Here is a 20,286-nt window from a genome sequence, read left to right on the forward strand (position 1 = left end):
CTCGGTCTAAATGGTTGAATAATAGCGATAAAATAAGGAAGCAGGTGAAAAACTTCCTTCCAAATAAAAAGGAATTAAGCAACCAAACGCTACTTAATTCCTTGAAATTATCTCATCACCTCTATTAGCCTTTAAATTTTGATAGACTCTATTTTCTAATCAATGTGACCAATATTGTCAATACTAACCCTTTCAATCAATTCATTAGTTGTCGAAACTAAGTCTATTAATAAATCCAAAAAGAGTATCAATAGTAAAGTAAACTAAATAATTGAGTTATAAATGGCTATTTTCACAAAACTGTTTCATCATCACACTATCTCAGTACATAAACCATTTTTTCATCTATAGCTTTTGTCTTCATCTTAATCTTTTTTCTTTAATCCAAGAAATGTGCCTACGGTAAACAGTATTCCAGCAACGAATAATGTAAAGACTCCGCTAACTGTTCCGGTTTTTGGTGACTTATTAAGATTGTTAGTAGTTAATTTGCTATCGATATTGGTGTCTTTATTGGCTATGTTCTCTGGTTCATTAGGATAAACTTCAGTCTTATTTTCAAAGTTTTTATCATTTCTACCAGGAACTGTAGCTTTGACATCCTTAGTTAAATCAGATCTTTGACTTTCATCTAATTGACTATAATTTACTTGTACAGGAACTGTAGCTGTGACACCCTCAGTTGAATCAGATTTGTGTGAATGATTTTCTCTTTGGAAATCCTCTTTTCTGTGACTTTCATCTAATTGATTATGATTTACTTGTACAGGAACTGTAGCTTTGACACCTTCAGTTGAATCAGATTTATGGGAATGATTTTCCCTTTGTAAATCCTCTTTTCTGTGACTTTCATCTAATTGATTATGATTTACTTGCACCTTATTTTTCTTTTTGGATACATCAAAAGTAGGTTTATTTTCTTCCTCCTTTTTCTCCTCTATTTTCTTGAATACAGGTTTTATAAAGGTATCTTTTGATAAATTAAGAACATAGCCAGCATCTTTTTTCCCTTCGAAACCAGCAATTTCCCAACCATCAAATTGATAGCCTTTTTCTAATTTACCCTTATAGACAGGTAAAATGAAATCTTCTTCCGACACTATCTTAGAACTCATTTCTTTTCCATTTTGCATGGTCACAGTTACCGTATGAGGTTTTAGTTCTCTTACCTCTCCCGTATCTTTGTTTAAAATGAATTCTTTTACAGTTGTATTTCTTGCAAAATCTTTTACAAGAATCTTAATGTTTAGTGTCTTATCTGTTAGTTGTTTAATATCATCAAATGATGTGTATTCTTTTCCATTTACATAAATATGTTTGTCTTGAATCTCACCATTGAATCCATTATCTCTTTTATCATTGATATTAAAGACTACAGATTTTCCGTTAGCATATTCGATACTTGTATTTCCCTTGGGATCAATGTTTACTTCTGGTTTAACATTATCATATAAAAATTGATAGTGTACTCCAACCGCTTTCGCATTCAAATTGCTATAGCCAGTTTGAAGATAAACATTTCCATCCATATCTGTTACCTTATCTGGAAATCCGTTTGCTTTATAATCTTTCATCCCCCAGTCCATGATGTCACCGTCTTTAACATTAAGCTTAACGTTAAAATCTCTAGTGTTATCAATGTGTAAATCTCCGTAGATTAAATAATTATCTACAACCGATTCATTAACTCTCAATTCCCAGTTAAAACCACCCTTATCAGAAATCTTACCTCTTAAATAAAATTCTGGATTTCGTACATAAATTTTATTAGATTTAGATGGATTAAAGTAGTTCTTATCCATTGAAAGGTTTACTGGTTTGGTATCAATAAATAACATGGAGCCATCTTCTTTTATAGCTTCTACATTAGAATATTCCTCCCCATGATACTCTTTATTATCCTTACCAAATAATACAAGTTTAGAAGGATCTGTTACAAGATTTCCGTCTTTATCGATTGCCTCCCCTTTATCGTTCATTTTAAATGTAAACACTTGATACCTTACAATGTTAAAGCCGTCCAAAGCCGACATTAATACAGCTTGAGTACTTCTTCCATCTTCAACATTTCTACTGTCAGAATAAATTATTTTTTCTGAAAGGGCTCTTAGATTAGGATTGGAATTTTGTATTTTTGCTATATCTTCCTTGCTATAGACTCCATTTCCTTCTAACATATCCGTTTTTCCAGGATTATAGGTAGTCACTTTTAGTGCATAGCCTTTTCTCAGAATGATATTATCCTTTAATAGATATTGTTGTTTTTCTGAATCAGAATAGATTTTACCAGATTCCATTTCAGTTAAATTATTTGGTTTGTTCTTTGAAAGATCACCTTCTCCTAATTCTATTACATTCCCATAACTTGATGCATAGGGATATTCTGTTTTAGTTTCCCTATTTTTTTCAGGCATTCTAATTTTAGTTTTAGCTTTTGTTTTACCCTTATCTTTTACAAGGATATTCATATCTCCTGCAAAAGCTAATCCATCCACAATATCATTAATATTAGCGTATAAATCAAATGTCATCGTTTTTGAATTGGAATCATACTTGGTCGCTTTGATTTCTATATATTTATAGGTATTTCCATAATATACCTTGGCATTTTTAGACACATTACGTATCTTTCCAAGAATTTCAAAGTGTCCATCTTTAGACGGGCTTAGAACACCATAAATTTTTGATTTGATTTCGTCAAGTTTTTCAGTTTCATATTCTAAGGCGCTACCATCGTCATAGGCAGCTATATTTCCTTTATCGTCATATCGATAATCAAGTTCTACTGTTCTTGTACCACCATTTACAAAGTCCTCTTCTTCCCTATATTTCTTTTTAATGAGTTTCTTTAGGTCTTTATTTTCAAAGTTTCTAATTGTTGAAATAGTTTTATTTATTTCAAGGCTAGCTTCTCCCTCAACTGAACTTTCTTCATCTGGTTTTGAATCTTCATCCTTAGCTTGATTATTATTGGTATTTTCCTCTGAGCTCTTTGCATTTTTGAGTTTATCTTCAGAAATTTCACCAAGTTTTTCATATTTAGAAGCATCTTTGTCAGGATCTACTAGGTAATAAGAAATCATCCCCTTTTCATCAGCATGATCAGCAAATTTAATTCTATGAATCTTTGTGAAATTACTAGAGCCATCTAATGCAATGACTTCAATGATTTTTCCTCTTAAATCTCCTGCTCCGCTAATTTCGTAGATAGTATTTCCATCTTTATCAAGCTTCCTATTTCTTCCCTCGCCCTCTCCGGCGTAAGTTACATCAAGATTTTTCTCAACATCTCCATACTCATCGACAAGAGCTGCACCTGCATACCATACTTCGTTGGCTACTTCTTCAAATTTCTCAGGATGTTCTTTTTGGTCTCTAGCAAACAAGGTTTCGTGTTTGTACTCATCCTTTACCTTGTGGTAGGTATCTTTTGCAATCAATTTAATTTTATCTGGATTAGAAAAATCAATTGAAATAATTCTTGGAGCTGTATTATCAATTTTTACTGGTATATAAGAAACCTGCCATGGATAATCCTTGGTTAATCTATATTTGAATTTATAGAAATATTGACCTTCCGCAATCGGTTCAAATTGACCTCTTATCCTAGTAGCAGGATCTTGATTATCCTTACTTTCTGGTGCATTTTCTTCTCTACCTCTAGGATTATAGATGAGTCCATCCCACTTCAAGTCACCCCAAACTTTTAGTTTAGATGATTTGATTCCCTTTGCATCATTGCTTTTAGAATTTAAAATTCCTCTAATAAAGTGTTCTCTCGAAATGACTTTTAAGTCTCTTTGATTTTCTCCCTCTTTATTTATATTTACTATTGAAATCAATCCTTCTTCTGCACTTCTTAATACAAGTGGAGAAGGTGTTAATCCTCTTTCTAGTGAAACACTTTGTGGTTCTCCCTTTGAGTCAAGTGGATATACCCTAGCAACATTAGATCCACTAGTGGATTCTGCATGAATACCTTGGTTGTTAAAGGCAAATAAGTCTGGGTCTTGGTCTAGTGATGTAATATTTTTATCTTTTCTGTTTTGAATAATAGCTGCTGGATTAAATTTATCTATACCATGTTCTCCACCAATACCCTTGTTCAAGGTTCCAGGAATTTTCGGTTTACCATCATCATCATAACCTCCCATTGTTTTTGATTTTGATCCTTCTTCCCAAGCCCATTTATCAAGGATTGGTTCGTGGTTCCAATTTCCAGCAAAGCCCATTAGAGGCATTGATAAAGAAGGTTGGAAGTTTATTTTCTTCCCGTTAGAGTTTAGAGCTTCCATTTCTTCCACTGACTCAAAATGAATAAATGATTCTACAAATTTATTTTTGTCTTTAGCCTCTCCAACATTTATAACCGCATTCAAATCAAAGCTAGAATTTGCGCCTATAGTGAAAGTATCATGCTCAAATGTGATATTTGCTCCTTTGATTTTTTCTGGATGGATTTCTGGAACAATTTGCTTCCCATCTGGAGATTTTTCATCTTTATATGTTTCATCCAGTTTTAATCTGTCAGTTAGAGAATCTGTAGTTATCGCTGATGCTGAAACTTTAAAGGTTAAAGGTCTGTCTGATGTATTGTGAAGCTTAACTGTAAAATATTTTTCTTCTCCTTTTATTTCTTTAAGAGAAATAGAACCATAAGAGTTTACCAAACCTTTAGAATCCTTGTTTTTGAAAGTCGCTACAACTTCATTTCTCAAAGCATTGGCAACATTAATTAGCCCTGCTCCCTGTTGTCTAGGTGATGCAAAGTATTGACTTTTTTCTTTCCAAGACGTTGCATCCATCATCGGTCGCGCAGTATTTTGTAGAGCAATTTTTGTAAGACTTGTAAGATCTATTTTGTCATCTCCCTCAAGATTTTTCAATACAGGTCTTTCAAGCATTTCCTTTAACTTCGGTCTAATCAAAACAGTAGAAGCTGCTACGATTGGAGTTGCCATACTAGTTCCTGACATATAGCCATAAGTTGATTTCCCATTAATGACATTGAGAGTAGATTTAATGTTTTTACCAGGTGCTGAAACATCGGGTTTTAAAAGTAAATCTATTCTTGGTCCCCAAGATGTGGATCCTGCTGGAACGATGACATCTTCTTTATACAATTCTTTGTCTGTGTCAGGTGCAAACTTAAAGTCAATCTCTTTTTCGTCACCTACATTCGGTTTGTTGGAATTAAAACTTTCCATATCAATTGGATAGTATTGCTCCAATTTATCTTTAAAATCTTCTTTATTATTTCTTTTGACTTCAGTTTTTTTATCAGGATTAATCATGTTCCATAGCTTTACACCATCATCTCCTGAAATTGAAAACACTTGACTTTTAGTACCTTCATCCGCTTCATATCCCATAGCTGGAAGCTCTGTCCAATTATCTCTATTGTAGTAATTGACAGTATTTACAACCATAATGGCGCGTGCTCCCTTATTCGTTGCTCTTTTAAAAGCATCTTTTAAATCCTTTGTATAAATTCGATCCATTACTGCAATTTTGCCTCTAAGATCCAAACCTATCAACTCTTGGTCTTGGCCTTTGCCTATATATACAAATTTCAATTTATCAGGAGCTTTTGAACCATCTTCATTTGTTGTGATTTTATTCTTATCGAAAAAGGCTCCTATATTTCTGTATTTAAAATTTTCTCCACCTATGTTAACTTTATCAAACTCAACTGTTTGATTTTTAGCAGATGCGACTGCTATCGCATCTTCATGTGCTGCAGTTCGTGTTACATTTCCAGTGTCGGTCATTTTCAGATGATTATTTGCTACTAAATCCCATGAAGAACTTGAAGCAGAAGTCGCATAGTTACCCGTAGCGACAACCATTGGAATGCCTGCTTTTCTTAATGCTCTAATAGCCTCCCAATATTTCTCACCTACAAGACCTGTTCCTGTAAAGCCAGATGATACCGAAACAACATCGACATTGTGTTTGATGGAATCTTCAATAGCATGAAACATTGTTTCATCCCCTGCAAACCCAGATCCTGCGTCAGAGTACATTTTATAAGAGAAGATCTGTGCATTAGGAGCAATTCCATCTATTCCATTAAAGTTCTTGATGTCTTTTTCAGTATCATTTCCCGCAAGAATCCCTGCAATATGCATTCCATGTGGATCAAAATAATCACTTCCATCATCAGCTTTTTCTACAGTTATTTTACCACCATTATAATAATTAAAAGCATGAGGAATCTTATCACTCAACCAGAAATTTTTATCAGTACCTTTTAAGTCTTCTTTTTTAAATCTCATTGAGTCTTTAGCATCATCATCAATCCTCATGGCCTTATGCCTATAATCTGTCCCGGTATCGATATTTGAAATGACCATACCTCTACCATCAAAATTTTTCCCAAATTGAGCATTAATGGCCTTTAGGTAATCGATAGCCTCCTCAACTCCAATTTCCTTTCGGGCATGATTCATCATGGGTTGGAGTTTTTGTGACCGTTCAACCGATGAAATACCTTCTATTAGTTTAATTTTATCCAGATTATCTGGAGTTGTTTCTATTGAAACACCATTAAAAATCGTATTATAGGTATATAAAACGTTTGTATCCTTAAGATTGGATAATTCCTTGATTGCTTTTTCTCCAGATTCTTTATCTTTAAATTCAGCAATATAGACAAGTTTATCCTCTTTTTTGGGACTTTCTGGGTCTTTACTTGCAGACGAGTTAGCTTTATCTTCTTGGGATTGATTGGAATCTTCTTTGATTGTTGCTTCTTCATTGCTAGTTTTGTTATCTATCACAGATTCTTTACTAACAACTTCTTTTTCCTCAATAACCGTTGTTTTCTTCTCTTCAGTATCCTTGGAAGTTTCTATATCATTATGAATATTTTCATGTTTTTCTTTATTTTCTGCTTCCTTATCTACTACTACTTTTTCTGTATCAGAGATAGTTAAAGCATCTTCAGAGCTAGATGTGTCTGCTAAGACTACCTCATTAGGGACATATGCTGCTAAAACAACTGCAGCTGTGGTTAATGACAATACTGTACTTTTTTTCATTTTAATTCCTTACATATTTATTTAAATTCCAATAGATAGTAAACTTTAACTTTGCTAGCCTTTGTTATAAAAAGTTTTACTAAGTATTATCTAGGAAATAGAGTAGTACATTTATATATAATTGTTAGCTCTCCATAAAAATAGTATATCATTTAAAAAATTTAAGTCAAGAAAAATTAACATGCATTAATTTTATTTTTAACGCATGTTAATAAATGATGCAAAAGTTTCGTACTTAACGGGGATACATTATAAGCACATTCATACCATCAAAAATAGTAGCAATCAAATTGAACCACTACCAAAATCACAAAGTCAAACATCATTGATGAAATATCAGCGCTATTAAACAATATAAATAACCGCTAAGAATAAGGCTTAACGGTTATTTATACATATCTATTTTTTCAAATCTTCAGTCATATGTTCACCTGTGACCTAGGCTTTACGAGTGCCTTGCTCTAGCAACTAATACTCAATGAAAATCAAAAAGCAAACTAGGAAACTAGCCGTAGGCTGCTCAAAACACTGTTTTGAGGTTGTAGATAAGACTGACGAAGTCAGCTCAAAACACTGTTTTGAGGTTGCAGATAAGACTGACGAAGTCAGTCACATATAAACGGCAAGGTGAAGCTGACTTTGTTTGAAGAGATTTTCGAAGAGTATGAATACTCACGTCCCTTACAAAAATCATTATAGCAGAGGTCAGTTTCAAGAACAAGTTCTTTTGCCTATCTGGTCTCTATACCGGTCTAAGTGGTCTGATTTTCTTTAAAAAGAAAAAGAAGCCCTAATGAGCTTCTTCACTTTGCCGATTGCAGGGATCGAACCTGTGACCTAGGCTTTACGAGTGCCTTGCTCTACCAACTGAGCTAAATCGGCGATTACAATTACAGTATAGCACTCTGAGAATAGATGTCAAGGAATTTTCATCTCTATTAGAAAAAGCCTGTCCTGAGACAAGGCTTTGAGTTTCTTCATCTTAGGACCCAGCACTTTCATAAGAATCCAAGCCCCTGTCCCATAGTTTCAAGGAAATAGTAAAGAAAACGAGGGAAATCAAAATCAAACCTCCGATGTTAAAGAGTACATCCTTGTCCTGCAAAAAATAGCTGGCAGGATAGTAGGCCGTAAAGGCAAAAGGCACGATAAAGCTAATCAACCAACGAAGAAGAGAATTGTAAATCGAAATCGGGTACTTGGCAAAATCATTAAACATATAGAAAATGTAAATCATGGCGCCTGACTGTTTGGTCCAAAAAGCGATACTAGCTGTCGCGATTTTCAAGGAAGTATAAATCAAGGTCGCAAATGGTATGCAGACTAGGAAAAGCAAGAATTTTGGAAGAGTCCAAGCAATGCTTGATACTGTTGTCGCTAGTAAAATTCCACCGACCAAGAGTTCACCCAAGGCATCAATCTGAAAGGTCTCAACCAAGATGTGAAAGAGAGGATTGATAGGACGAGTCAGATATTTGTCAAACTCTCCCTTTCTCACCAAGCGTTGTCCCAATGCCCAGAGATTATCAAAAAAGAGATGGTCCAAGCCCTTGGGAATCAAGGAAAAACCATAGATAAAGGCGATTTCTTGAAAAGTCCAACCTTCTAGGGATGGAATATGTTGAAAGATGACATTGAGAAACAAGAGATTCAATCCTTGAGTTAGAAAAACTCCCAGCACACCAACCACAAAATCCACCTTATATTCCATGATTTGCTTGATGTATTGTCTAATAAAAATCAGATGCATGCGTTGATATTTTTTCATACTAACCTCCCTGAATGGTAATGAATGACTGGACTCGTTTCCAAATCAACTGAGACAAGCCCACCATCACTAAGAGCCAGAAGAACTGCAAAGCGAGCACCTGAATCATCTGACTGGCATCGTATTTCCCAACGATAATCATGACTGGAGTGTAAATCAAGGATGAAAAAGGCAGGAAGGACAAAATATCTGAAACAACCTTTGGAAAGAAAGCCAAGGGAATCAAACTTCCAGACATAAAAGCCACTATGGAAGTCTTAAGTAGATTGGAACCCCATAGATTTTTAAACACAAAGGCAGAAAATCCAAAGCAGATATTAAAGAAAAAGTTGATTAGGTAAGCTAGCGTTAAGCTAAAGAGGTAAAGGACAGTTAATCCCAGCACTTCTACAATCCCTTGCCCAGATAAGATTTTCATCAAAACAATGACACTTAAAAATGGAAGGCCAACGCTAATAAAAATCAACCACTTGGACCCAAGCTCAGTAAAGAGATAAGAGGCCGCAAAATGCACTGGTCGTAACAAACGCATGATGATGGAACCATCCTTGACCTCCTCCCCAATCATAAAGGACGAATCTGATCTAGTCAGAAGATTTGTCACAAAACTCATGATGATGTAGAGGGTGATATCTGCCATACTAAAGCCCTGAATCAAAGACTCTTGCGAAGAATCAAAGACAGCCTTCCAGAGATAAAAGGCCACAAAAGCACCCATAACATCTCCGATCCGATAGAGAATAAAGTTGACTCGATAGGTAATCAATTCCTGAACACCTGCATTGATAAAGGGTTTATAACGTCTCCATAATTTGACCATCTTAGAGCTCCTTTCGATAGAAGCGACGGATAATATCCTCGATATCCGTATCCACCATCTTCAAATCGCGGATTTCAAAATCAGACAGGGTTTGCTTGATAATATCAGCTGACTGGTAGCGAGAACTATCAAATTCAATGTTGAGGCTATTCCCTTGTCTATCAATGGTCATATCAGACAGACCTTCATAGCGAGAGACGAGATGACTTTGACCTGGTAGCAGTTCAAAAGAGAGAGTCTTCATCTTACCAAAGGTTTCCTTAAGCTGGCTAACCGTTCCATCAAAAATCTCTTGGCCCTTATCAATCATAAAAATCCGATCACAAAGTTGCTCAATATCACTTAAGTCATGGGTGGTCAAGAGAATGGTCGTCTCTTCCTCCTGATTGATCTGAGTAATTGCCCGACGAATGTTATCTTTGACCGAAACGTCCAGACCGATGGTTGGCTCATCTAAAAAGAGAACCTTTGGATTGTGGAGCAAGGAAGCTGCAATATCCGCCCGCATCCGTTGCCCCAGTGAAAGAGTCCGCACGGGGTCCTTGATAAAATCCTTCAAATCCAAGACTTCATTTAAAAAATCCATTCTCTTATGAAAGAGCGAGTCTGGCACATCGTAAATCTCTTTCAAAACCGTGTAGGTCTCTTGCAGAGCCAAATCCCACCATAGCTGGGTTCTTTGCCCAAATACCACCCCAATATCCTTGACATAATCTTGGCGATTGTCTTGCGGAATTTTGCCGTTAATCCGACAAAAACCAGATGTCGGTTTCAAAATCCCTGTCAGCATTTTGATGGTTGTCGACTTCCCAGCACCATTGGCCCCGATAAAGCCTAAAATTTGTCCTTTTGGGACCTCAAAAGTCAAATCCTTGACCGCTTCAAAGGTCTGCTTTTCAGGATGAATGAAGGAGCGTAATGCCCCCTTCAAGCCCGGTTCCTTAACAGTCTTCACAAAATTTTTCTGAAGATGTTCCACTTCTATCATTGCCATATCTATCTCCCTATCGCAAGGAATAGCAACATTGTATTTTCCAATACAAGTATTCTAAATCCTTACTTTCTACACCTTCTACATTTTATTATTACAGAAAGCTTTATACCAACCTATTATAGTCCAATAAAAACTAGAATGCAAGCGTTTGCCTACAGATTATAAAATTAAAGATTTCTCTCTTAAAATCATACTTTTAATCAAAAATTCTGTTGATTAGAAATTGGTTTAAATCCCCCAATCAATTTGTCCATTTTTTATCTCATTTCACTATGCAATAAGTGAGACCGAAAAAGTCTTTAAAATTAAAAAACGCATAATATCAGGTCTTGAAAACTTGATACTATGCGTTTTATTGTGGCTTCATTTTATCCTGAAATGAAGTTTTTGCCCATCCTCATTAAGGACAATCTGTTCATTGCAAACAAATTATACCCATTAGAAAGATTAGTCTTCTTTTTTCTTGCGAGCAAGAAGTCCAAATCCACCTAGAACTCCAAGGAGTCCAAGTGCAGCTAGACTAGCGTTAGCTTCTGTACCTGTGTTAGGCAATTCTTTTTGACCATCAACATATTTAGGTGTTGCTGGCATTTGAGGTTTAGATGGCTGTTCAGGTATTGCTGGAGTTGCTGGCTCTACCGGTTGTGCTGGTTGAGTCGGTTCAACCGGTGTTGGAGTTGGCATCTCAACTTTACGGAAGATATGTCTGATATTTCCATTTGAATCTGTCACAGTCTTCACATATTCGTAACCTGGAATTGTTCCTGGTTCTTTAGAACCTGGCTCAGTTGGTTTCAATGGATTTCCATTCTCATCAGTCCAAGTAGTTGTATTTTGCTTACCTGGATTTGGTTGAGGAACAGGTGAAGGTGTTGGAGCTGGTGGTGTTACTTTTTCATAAACATGAACAGTATCTCCATTTGACAGTTTCTTAGTCTCTACGAAGCGGTAGCCTGGGATGTCTTTCTTATCGACTGTACCTGGCTCACTTGGATAGTTTGGAATCTCTTTGCCTTCTTTATCTTTGAAGAAGGTACTTACTTTTTCGTAGATGTGTTCGATATCTCCATTTGACAGTTTCTTAGTCTCTACGAAGCGGTAGCCTGGAATATCTTTCTTATCTACTGTACCTGGCTCACTTGGATAGTTTGGAATCTCGTTTCCGTCTTTATCTTTGAATGAAGTTGTTACTTTTTCGTAGATGTGTTCGATATCTCCGTTTGGAAGTTTCTTAGTCTCTACAAATTTATAACCTGGGATCGTTTTAGCTGGGATTTCTCCTTCTTCTGTTGATTTCACAGGGTTGTTGTCTTTATCAACAGTAATAAGATTGCCTTCCTTATCCTTGAATGTTGTTGTTACTTTTTCGTAGATGTGTTCGATATCTCCGTTTGGAAGTTTCTTAGTCTCTACAAATTTATAACCTGGGATCGTTTTAGCTGGGATTTCTCCTTTTTCTGTTGATTTCACAGGATTGTTGTCTTTATCAACAGTAATAAGATTGCCTTCCTTATCCTTGAATGTTGTTGTTACTTTTTCATAAATATGAGTTGTATTACCCTTGTTATCAACTTTAGTTTCAACAAATCTATAGCCCGGGAAGTCCTTCTTATCAACTTTGCCATCTTCTGTAGTACTTCCTGAAACAACATTCCCATCTGTGTCTTTAAACTCCGTTACAGGACGCACAGTTGGAGTATAAGTTTCAGAAACCACCTTACCATTGACGTCTTTCACTTGAACTGTTACTGGAGTTGCCTTTCCTACGAAATCTTTTTCTGGTGTAAATTCAACGACTCCATCCTTAAGTACATATGTTCCTTCTCCTGGAACTACAACTTCTTTCACTTCTTTACCAGTTTTATCAACTAATGTTAGAGTAGACTTATCAAGTTCAACTTTTTCATGACCTTTATTAAAGTTTACTGTTGTATTATCTTGATCTGGCGTATCAAATACTACAGGAGATGTTTGAATAGTTCCACGAGCTCCTTCAGTAACCGATGAAGCACCTGTTGGAGTTACAGCTGTTACCGTTGGAGTGTAGGTCGTTGTTGTAATTGTTCCGTTGGCATCCTTCACTTGAACTGTTACTGGAGTTGCCTTGCCTACAAAGCTTGAAAGAGGTTGGAAGGTGATGGTGTTGGTGTCTTTGTTTAGACTGTAGGTACCTTGATCTGCCACTGTGACAGTTGTAGTTTCTGCTCCATTGGCATCAAGAAGCGTTACCGTTCCTTTATCTAGCTCAACAGACTTCTCAACAGTTTCAACCATAGCACTACCTTTAGTAAAGTTCACAGTGCTAGCGTCTGTATCTGCAGTATCATACTTAATAGATGAAGTCTGGGCTTGTCCTTGCGGTCCAGTTGTCTCTGAAGCTTTAGAGCTTGGTGTTACTGGAATAACTGTTGGGGTGTAGGTAGCTTCTTTCGTAATGCTTGCAGTTTCATTCTTGGCATTTTTAACAGTCGCAGTTGCTTCAACTTTGATGGCATCTGGTGTCCCCTTATACGCACCATCTGGTTGGAAGGTTACTTTACCTGTCGTTGAATCAATTGTATACGTACCAACTGATTGAACAACTACAGATGTTTCATTTGTCGCTTGGCCTGTAGTTGGATCCACAAGTTTATAGCCTGTGATAGTCGTTGTTGCTTCTGCTCCATTTGACAAGGCAAAGGTTGGAGTTCCACTTTGAGTAGCCCCTTGAATACCAGTCGATGTTGCATTTTCAGATGTCATGGTCACATCTGTTACCGTTGGGGTGTACATTGACTTAGTTGTGATAATTGCTGTAGTCTTATCATCAGAAGTTAAAACCGCTGATTCAACAACTGTCACAGGAGTCGGTGTTCCTACATAAGATGGCACTGGTACAAAGGTTACCTGACCTTTATCGTCTACTGTGTAGGTTCCAACATTCTCTACCACTACCTTACCATCATTATCTGCACCTTCCAATGCATAAGTGCGTGCTGTGATATGACTAGTATCAGAAATAGTATAAGTCAGAGTTTTCCCTTCATCTGTTGATTTTTGGGCATGACCTTGGATGTTTGTCGTTGCAACATCATTTCCTGCAGAGGTTACAGGATTTACTGTTGGAGTATAGGTTGTTTCAGAGGTGATTGTCGCCTGCGACTTATCTGCAGTCTCTAATCTATAAGTAACTTTTACTCCTACACTTGTCTTATTGGCATCACTTGATACATAGCTAGCTACGGGAACAAAGGTTACTTTACCAGTTGTATCAATTGTATAAGTACCAACACCATCTACAGTTTTAGTAGTTGAATCGTTATCCAAAGTATAACTTGGAGTGACGGTAACACCCGTACCAGCTTCTGGAGCTGTGTAAATTGGCGTACCACTTTGAGTTGAACCTTGAGTTCCAGTAGACGTTGCAGGTTCAGCTGAAGCTTTAACAGGCGTGACGCTTGGAGTGTAGGTTGTTGTTGCTTCAGTTCCATTGGTATCAGTAATACTTACTGTTACAGGATGTGCTTTTCCAGTAAATGTAGCAAGAGGAGTGAAGGTAACAGCATTGGCTCCAGTTGCATCTTTAACAAGCTTATAAGTACCCTGATTCGCTACAGTAACGCTACCGTCACCATTAACAGTTCCATTTTCTGCACCTACTAGCTTCACAGATGTTTTATCTAGTTCGATTGATTTAGACTCACTATTTATAATCGCAGTTCCTTTGACGAAGTTTAGAGCATTCTCATCTTTATTAACTAGATTGTAAACGATGCTAGAAGTTTGAGTTTCGCCTTGAATTCCATTTGTCTTAGAAGATTCTGCGCTTGGTTTCACTCCAACAATCTTCGGAGTATAGGTTGTTGTTACTTCAGTTCCATTAGCATCAGCAATTTTCACTGTTACTGGAGTTACATTTCCTGTATAAGTGGCTACCGGAGTGAATTGAACATAAGACTTACCATCTTCTTTTACGATAGAGTATGTTCCTTGACCAGCTACCGATACTTTACCTTCACCATCAGCTCCTACTAGAGTCAGAGTAGCTTCATTTAAATCAACAGATTTTTCAGTTCCATTTACAGTCTCACTTCCTTTGCTAAAGTTCAAGGTGTTTACATTTTCATCTTTAGCATTGAGAACCACTTCAGATTTTTGAACAGCTCCCTGAATGCCTGTAGTTGAAGCTTCACTTGCAGTTGGAGTGACACCAACAATGTTTGGTGTGTATTCACCACGTTTATCGTCTTCTGGTTGCGTACCATTGTTATCTGAAACAACAACTTGGATAGGTTTTACTGCTCCAACATAAGCTTTATTGGTTGGCGTAAAGGTCACGAGACCTGTTGACTTGTCAATACCGAAGGTACCAATCTCATCACCAGCTTTAACAGTACCATTATCTGCTGCAGCGTAAGCTGGAGTTGTAGCGCCATCCGCTACTTCTGTACCTGCACTATCAAGAAGTTTATAGCTATCTGCCTTCAATGGGACTGTTTTTCTAGCTCCATTTACTTCTGCAGAACCTGGGGTAAAGGTTGGTTGACCTTTTTGAACTTCCCCTTGAATATCTGTTGAAGATACCTTCGTTCCCTCTGGTTTCACTCCAATAACAGTTGGTGTGTAATCTGCCTTAGATGTTAATGGATCAACTCCATTTACTGTTAAAGTCAAAGTTACCTTAGCTGGATTTGGGGTTCCAACAAATGTTGGATTAGGAGTAAAGGTTACCTCACCCGTATCCTTATCAATAGCATAAGTACCTACAGTAGCTCCTGTATTATCTGTAGCATTTGTTGATTCTAAGCTATAAACTTTTGTACCATTTGTGATAGAAGAAATCTTTGTTTTCTCTGCGTCATCAAAATTGAAGCTTGGACTTCCTTTTTGAACTGCTCCTTGAATGTCGCTAGTAGTTACAGGAGTTCCTTCAATACCAGCTTTAACAGTAATGGTGTAGGTTGTAGTCGCTGTGGAAGTGTTCACTCCGTGGTCAGTCCCAGCAGTCGTATCCCCTACATTTGTTCCATCAACCAAGTTTGTATTACTATCTACAGCATTGACAGTAACACGATACACACCAACTTTTGTCAATTTAAGAGATGTTTCAGTTGGATAGTTGGCTGCGTCTCCAGATGTAGTCGATGCAAACACAATGTTGCCATCTGGATCTGTAACAGTAATGCTTGTTACTTTTGTTTTATGACTTTCCTTGAATGCAGCCTCTGCGTTACTTTTAGCCAACTTATCATCTTCAGCATCGCTGACACTCACCTTAGCACCAGTAACTACCGCAGTATCAGCTGCAGGGCGGTCGATTAGGTTAACAGTTGTATTCAAGGTACTCTCGTAAGAAGTTGACCTAGCAGTTGGTTTCGAGTTGATGATCGTAGAAGTGCTGGTGTTTTCTGCCATAACTCCCTTAACAGTCCCAGTATAACCCGAACTAGTTTCAATTTCCCATGTGTCATCACCAGTCTTATTGGCTGTTATCTTAGATCCGTCACTTGCTGACCATTCCTCACTATTTTTATCATACTTAACAGTAATGTACATACCATTACCTGTAGCAGTGTTTTCTGTGTTATTCTTGTTATAAACTGTTTCAGTTAGAGTAACATCGTTAACAGCAGTCACTTTGTTCGCATTATTGTAGGTTCTGGTATATTCGTACAAGTCAAACTTCATGGAGCCATCTGTTTGGGCACGGGTTGAAACTTCCCGTTTGGTGATTGTGTAATTGCCACCAGTTAACTCTGTTCTCACCGTTGCATCAGAAGCTGCTAATTCATAACGACCTGATGTTGGATTGAGATTTGCTGTATATTTCGTACCGTTTGTTGCAGAGTTCAACTCCACCTTGGTTCTCATGAGATTAGCCGTAACATTTTCAGTTTTAGCATATACAGAAATCTTAGAAACTCCAGCTGTTGCCGTCGCTTCAGGTTTTACTGATAGAGAAAATTCATTCCCTACTGTTCCAACTTCATCCCCAGCAGAAACCGCGGTATTCGTTGTTCCCTCCTGTACAATCCACTTGCCAGCCTTATTTGTTTTTAAGATAGTCTTAGAGCCATCTGGTGTCGTAATTTCTGCATAGGTTGCCCCATCTGAAATCTCAACCGGTACGGTTGTATCATAAGTAGCTATGTTCTTTACCGTTACCTTAGGTGCGATGACAAAGGTCAACTCTCCACGACCTTCTTGTGTATCATAATTCCAACTGTAACTAGTTGCACGGTCTGTACGGTTGAAATCTTTCACGTAGGCAGTCACATGGTAAACACCTGCCTTTGTTGGTACTCCAGAGATAAGTCCCTTCCCATCATAGCCGACAGTTTTACCATCTTCAATAATAGGAGTAGTCCCTGCGTTTGGTTTATAAGTCAAACCAGGAATAGCGGTATCCACCGTTGACCCATTTGTTGAGATATTTCCTGAAATTCCAGAAATCCCATCGCTATATTCATGACGAACTGTGACACTATTACCATTAGCCAACGTGTAGGAAACATTGGCTCCTGTAGAGGCTATACGGGAACCTGACTCATCCTTGTAATGGATATCTACAGGTGCAATCTCTTCTCCGACCGTTCCCTTATGGACTGTATTATCACTTTCTATAGTAGGTGGCGTAGTATCTTGCCAACCAATCCAACCTCCACGGACGTTTCGATAAACTACACGCACAGTTGCATTGGTTTGAGTATTGGTATAAGTAATATAGGTTCGTGTATCGTATACCCCATTTGAAATACTCTTGTCAATAATCTTGCCCTCAATCGTATCAGAATCAGCATTGTAGGTTAATCCTTTAGGTAAATTCGTCGGTTCAACATTTGAGATAGTCCAACCAGCTGCCTTAGCATTATCTGTTAGGTCAAAACGTTCCTTGATTTTATCGATATAAACGCGATCTTGACCTTGTTCATAAGCATAGTGATAAATGTGGGTAGCTAGATACTCATATCCACCGTTAGCTTGGTATTTTGAATTGTTGCCACTCGAAATCCTCGAACCATCAATACGGAGTTTCCCTTTCCAAAATTCTGCCTCTGCTGCCAAGTCTTCTGCTTGTTCCTTGCTTAGAGGATAATCCATGCGTCCTTTATTGTTGACCCCCTGACCTGCGTTACCAGGATCACGATCTTCCCCTACACGTTGATTGGAATAAACAATAGTTTCTAAGGTGCTGATATCCCCACTTCTTCGGTCGGTAGAAACATCTCCCTGCTTTGCTGCAGTAGAAGTAAATGTATAAATATCTGCACCAGTATGATCCTCTTTTGTTGGAGCGCTAGCTTTAGCTGTGTAAGTCCCATCCCCATTTGGAGTTGAGATATAGTCGCTGGCTGTTAGCAGCTGACTTCCTTCTCTCATTTCTTGACCATTACGGCTATCACGACTACCTGAGTTTGAGCCTGTTACAAGGTTTACAAGGCTGTTGCGTACACGTTTTGCTTCTTGCACACGTTTTTCAAGTTCATCAGTCGTAATATTTGCATCTTCAAGGCTTGATGTTATCAGTTGAAGACTTGCTTTTGCCTTTTCTATCACCACAGAGTCCGTAGCCAATTTCTCTGCTTGTGGTAAGTAGCTAACAAGGTCTTCTTGCACTGTTGCCAACTCTGCCTTTGCATCTTCAGCTGTTTTTTCTTCAGCTAGACTTGCCTCAACCGGTTTTTCAGCTTCAGTTGCTGTTGAAGCAGCTGATATTGCTTTTTCCTTATTTTCCGATTCAGCTGGTGTTACTCCAAGAACTTTAGGCATGCTTGCAATAATCGAGACTTGTGAACGACTCGCTTTAGCAACTGTGTTCACTTCTGATTGGCTTGCATTTCCTTTGGCAAGAATTGCTTTCGCATCTGCCAGTACTTTCTCTGCATTTGCAATAGTAGATGCTGGAACTTTAGAACGAGCAATCTTAGATAATCCTAGTTCCAAGTCAGAGATTGTATCCTTAAGAATAGTCTTATCTGCAACTGTTTCTGTAGAGGAGCTAGTTGCCGCTGCTTCGGTATTCTCATCGCTAGCTTGGGATGAGGCAGTATCTTCACTAGCATCCCTAGTTAGGACTGGCTCTGCGTCATAAGTAGTGGGTTTAGATGAGTTAGAACCTTGATTAGCCCCCTCATCGCCTATGGTCGGTGTTGGAGTAGCTGTTGAAGATAGTTCATTAACTCCTTCTACTTCTGTTGCTGATACCGCACCAGTTCCAAGAAACATCAAACCAGCCGCAATCGCCACTGATGCTGCCCCAAAACTATACTTACGAATACCATACCGAAGGTATCTTTCAGTTCTAAAATCTTGTTGACCTCTCTTCATGAGATTCAACCTCCTTGATTTATTTTATTCGTGTTGTTTTAAAGCATTAGGGCAAATAAAAAGCCCCCCCCTTAAATTTTTTAGTAATATTAAGAGAAGAACATCTTAAAAAAGATTGCTATATGATTGTAAACACTTTAATTTATTATAACATTTAAATTTGTAGCATTCAAGTATTATAACTGGTAATTATTGAGAGTTTGAATGAGTGTTTTTTAATTTTATTAGACATCTTTCTATTTTTCATTAACGATGATCAATGCTTTAGTATAAAACCAATTTACATACGCTTAAAGAGTATTGTATTGAAACACGTGACTCTAAGAATAACAGCAGTAACTTAAATTTATACTCTTCGAAAATCTCTTCAAACCACGTCAGCTTCACCTTGCCGTACTCAAGTACAGCCTGCGGCTAGCTTCCTAGTTTGCTCTTTGATTTTCATTGAGTATTACCTTACAAGAAGATATTTTGAAATCAAAAAAAGTTGAGACATAGCGTCTTCAACTTTTTTACATTACTTTAACTACTGATTAAAGTGAGTTTACGTCAACTTTGATACCAACACCCTGAGTAGTTGTGATAGTCAAGTTTGTTACGTAAGTTCCTTTAGCTGTAGCTGGTTTTGCTTTTTGGATTGTTTCGTTGAAAGCTTTGAAGTTTTCAACCAATTTTTCAGCTTCAAATGATACTTTACCGATGATTGCTTGAACGTTACCTGCACGGTCAGCACGGTAAGTGATTTTACCACCTTTAGACTCTTCAACTGCTTTAGCAACATCCATCGTTACAGTACCAGTTTTAGGGTTTGGCATCAAGTTACGTGGTCCAAGGACACGTCCAAGACGTCCAACAAGAGCCATCATATCAGGTGTAGCGATAACTACGTCGAAGTCCAACCAACCGTCGTTGATTTTAGCAACAAGGTCATCTTCACCAACAAAGTCTGCACCAGCAGCTTTTGCTTCTTCAGCTTTTGCACCACGTGCGAAAACAAGAACGCGTGAAGTTTTACCAGTACCGTTTGGCAATACCATTGCTCCACGGATTTGTTGGTCAGCTTTTTTAACGTCGATGTTCAAGTTGTAAGCAACTTCTACAGTTGCGTCAAATTTTGCAAAGTTAGTTTCTTTTGCAAGTGCTACAGCTTCTTCTACGCTGTATGCTTTTGTGCTGTCGATTTTCTCAAGAGCAGCACGAAGTTGTTTGCTTTTTTTAGCCATTTTCTATTCTCCTTGTAAGTGGTTCAATCGATTTTCATCTCCCACGTCACTTCTCGAAATGATGAAGTCTTGCGGGTTTTCAGTCTATTAGATTCTTTTCCTACTTCGTTAAGCTCCCTTGCTGTACCCAA

Annotated in this window: 7 protein-coding genes and 1 tRNA gene; 1 reads left to right on the forward strand and 7 read right to left on the reverse strand. The window is 37.6% G+C overall.

Annotated elements, in window-relative coordinates; translation table 11 throughout:
- Positions 1-365: 365 nt before the first annotated feature.
- A complete protein-coding gene (locus tag ACLV7Q_RS07630) occupies positions 366-7,043 on the reverse strand; it encodes a S8 family serine peptidase (RefSeq protein WP_218757694.1) in 6,678 nt (2,225 codons plus the stop codon).
- 478 nt (positions 7,044-7,521) lie between these two features.
- Here ACLV7Q_RS07630 and ACLV7Q_RS07635 point away from each other — a divergent pair, with 478 nt between their 5' ends.
- The gene (locus ACLV7Q_RS07635; RefSeq protein WP_001815398.1) at positions 7,522-7,662 is read left to right on the forward strand and encodes a hypothetical protein; all 141 of its coding nucleotides are present in this window, start codon (positions 7,522-7,524) and stop codon (positions 7,660-7,662) included.
- 190 nt (positions 7,663-7,852) lie between these two features.
- Here the strand turns inward: ACLV7Q_RS07635 and ACLV7Q_RS07640 are convergent.
- The 6 genes from ACLV7Q_RS07640 to rplA form a co-directional block, all read right to left on the reverse strand.
- Positions 7,853-7,925, reverse strand: a tRNA-Thr gene (locus ACLV7Q_RS07640).
- A gap of 100 nt (positions 7,926-8,025) precedes the next feature.
- Entirely contained in the window at positions 8,026-8,811 is a 786-nt protein-coding gene (locus ACLV7Q_RS07645; RefSeq protein WP_218757695.1) for an ABC transporter permease, read from the reverse strand.
- A 1-nt stretch (position 8,812) separates the two neighbouring features.
- The gene (locus ACLV7Q_RS07650; protein ID WP_218757696.1) at positions 8,813-9,631 is read right to left on the reverse strand and encodes an ABC transporter permease; all 819 of its coding nucleotides are present in this window, start codon (positions 9,629-9,631) and stop codon (positions 8,813-8,815) included.
- A 1-nt stretch (position 9,632) separates the two neighbouring features.
- The gene (locus ACLV7Q_RS07655) at positions 9,633-10,625 is read right to left on the reverse strand and encodes an ABC transporter ATP-binding protein (RefSeq protein WP_218757697.1); all 993 of its coding nucleotides are present in this window, start codon (positions 10,623-10,625) and stop codon (positions 9,633-9,635) included.
- A 447-nt stretch (positions 10,626-11,072) separates the two neighbouring features.
- The gene (locus tag ACLV7Q_RS07660; RefSeq protein ID WP_218757698.1) at positions 11,073-18,932 is read right to left on the reverse strand and encodes a YSIRK-type signal peptide-containing protein; all 7,860 of its coding nucleotides are present in this window, start codon (positions 18,930-18,932) and stop codon (positions 11,073-11,075) included.
- A 533-nt stretch (positions 18,933-19,465) separates the two neighbouring features.
- A complete protein-coding gene (rplA, locus tag ACLV7Q_RS07665) occupies positions 19,466-20,155 on the reverse strand; it encodes a 50S ribosomal protein L1 (RefSeq protein WP_001085675.1) in 690 nt (229 codons plus the stop codon).
- Positions 20,156-20,286 lie beyond the last annotated feature (131 nt).

This window comes from Streptococcus mitis, assembly GCF_965111725.1.
Taxonomy (GTDB): Bacteria; Bacillota; Bacilli; order Lactobacillales; family Streptococcaceae; genus Streptococcus; species Streptococcus mitis_DV.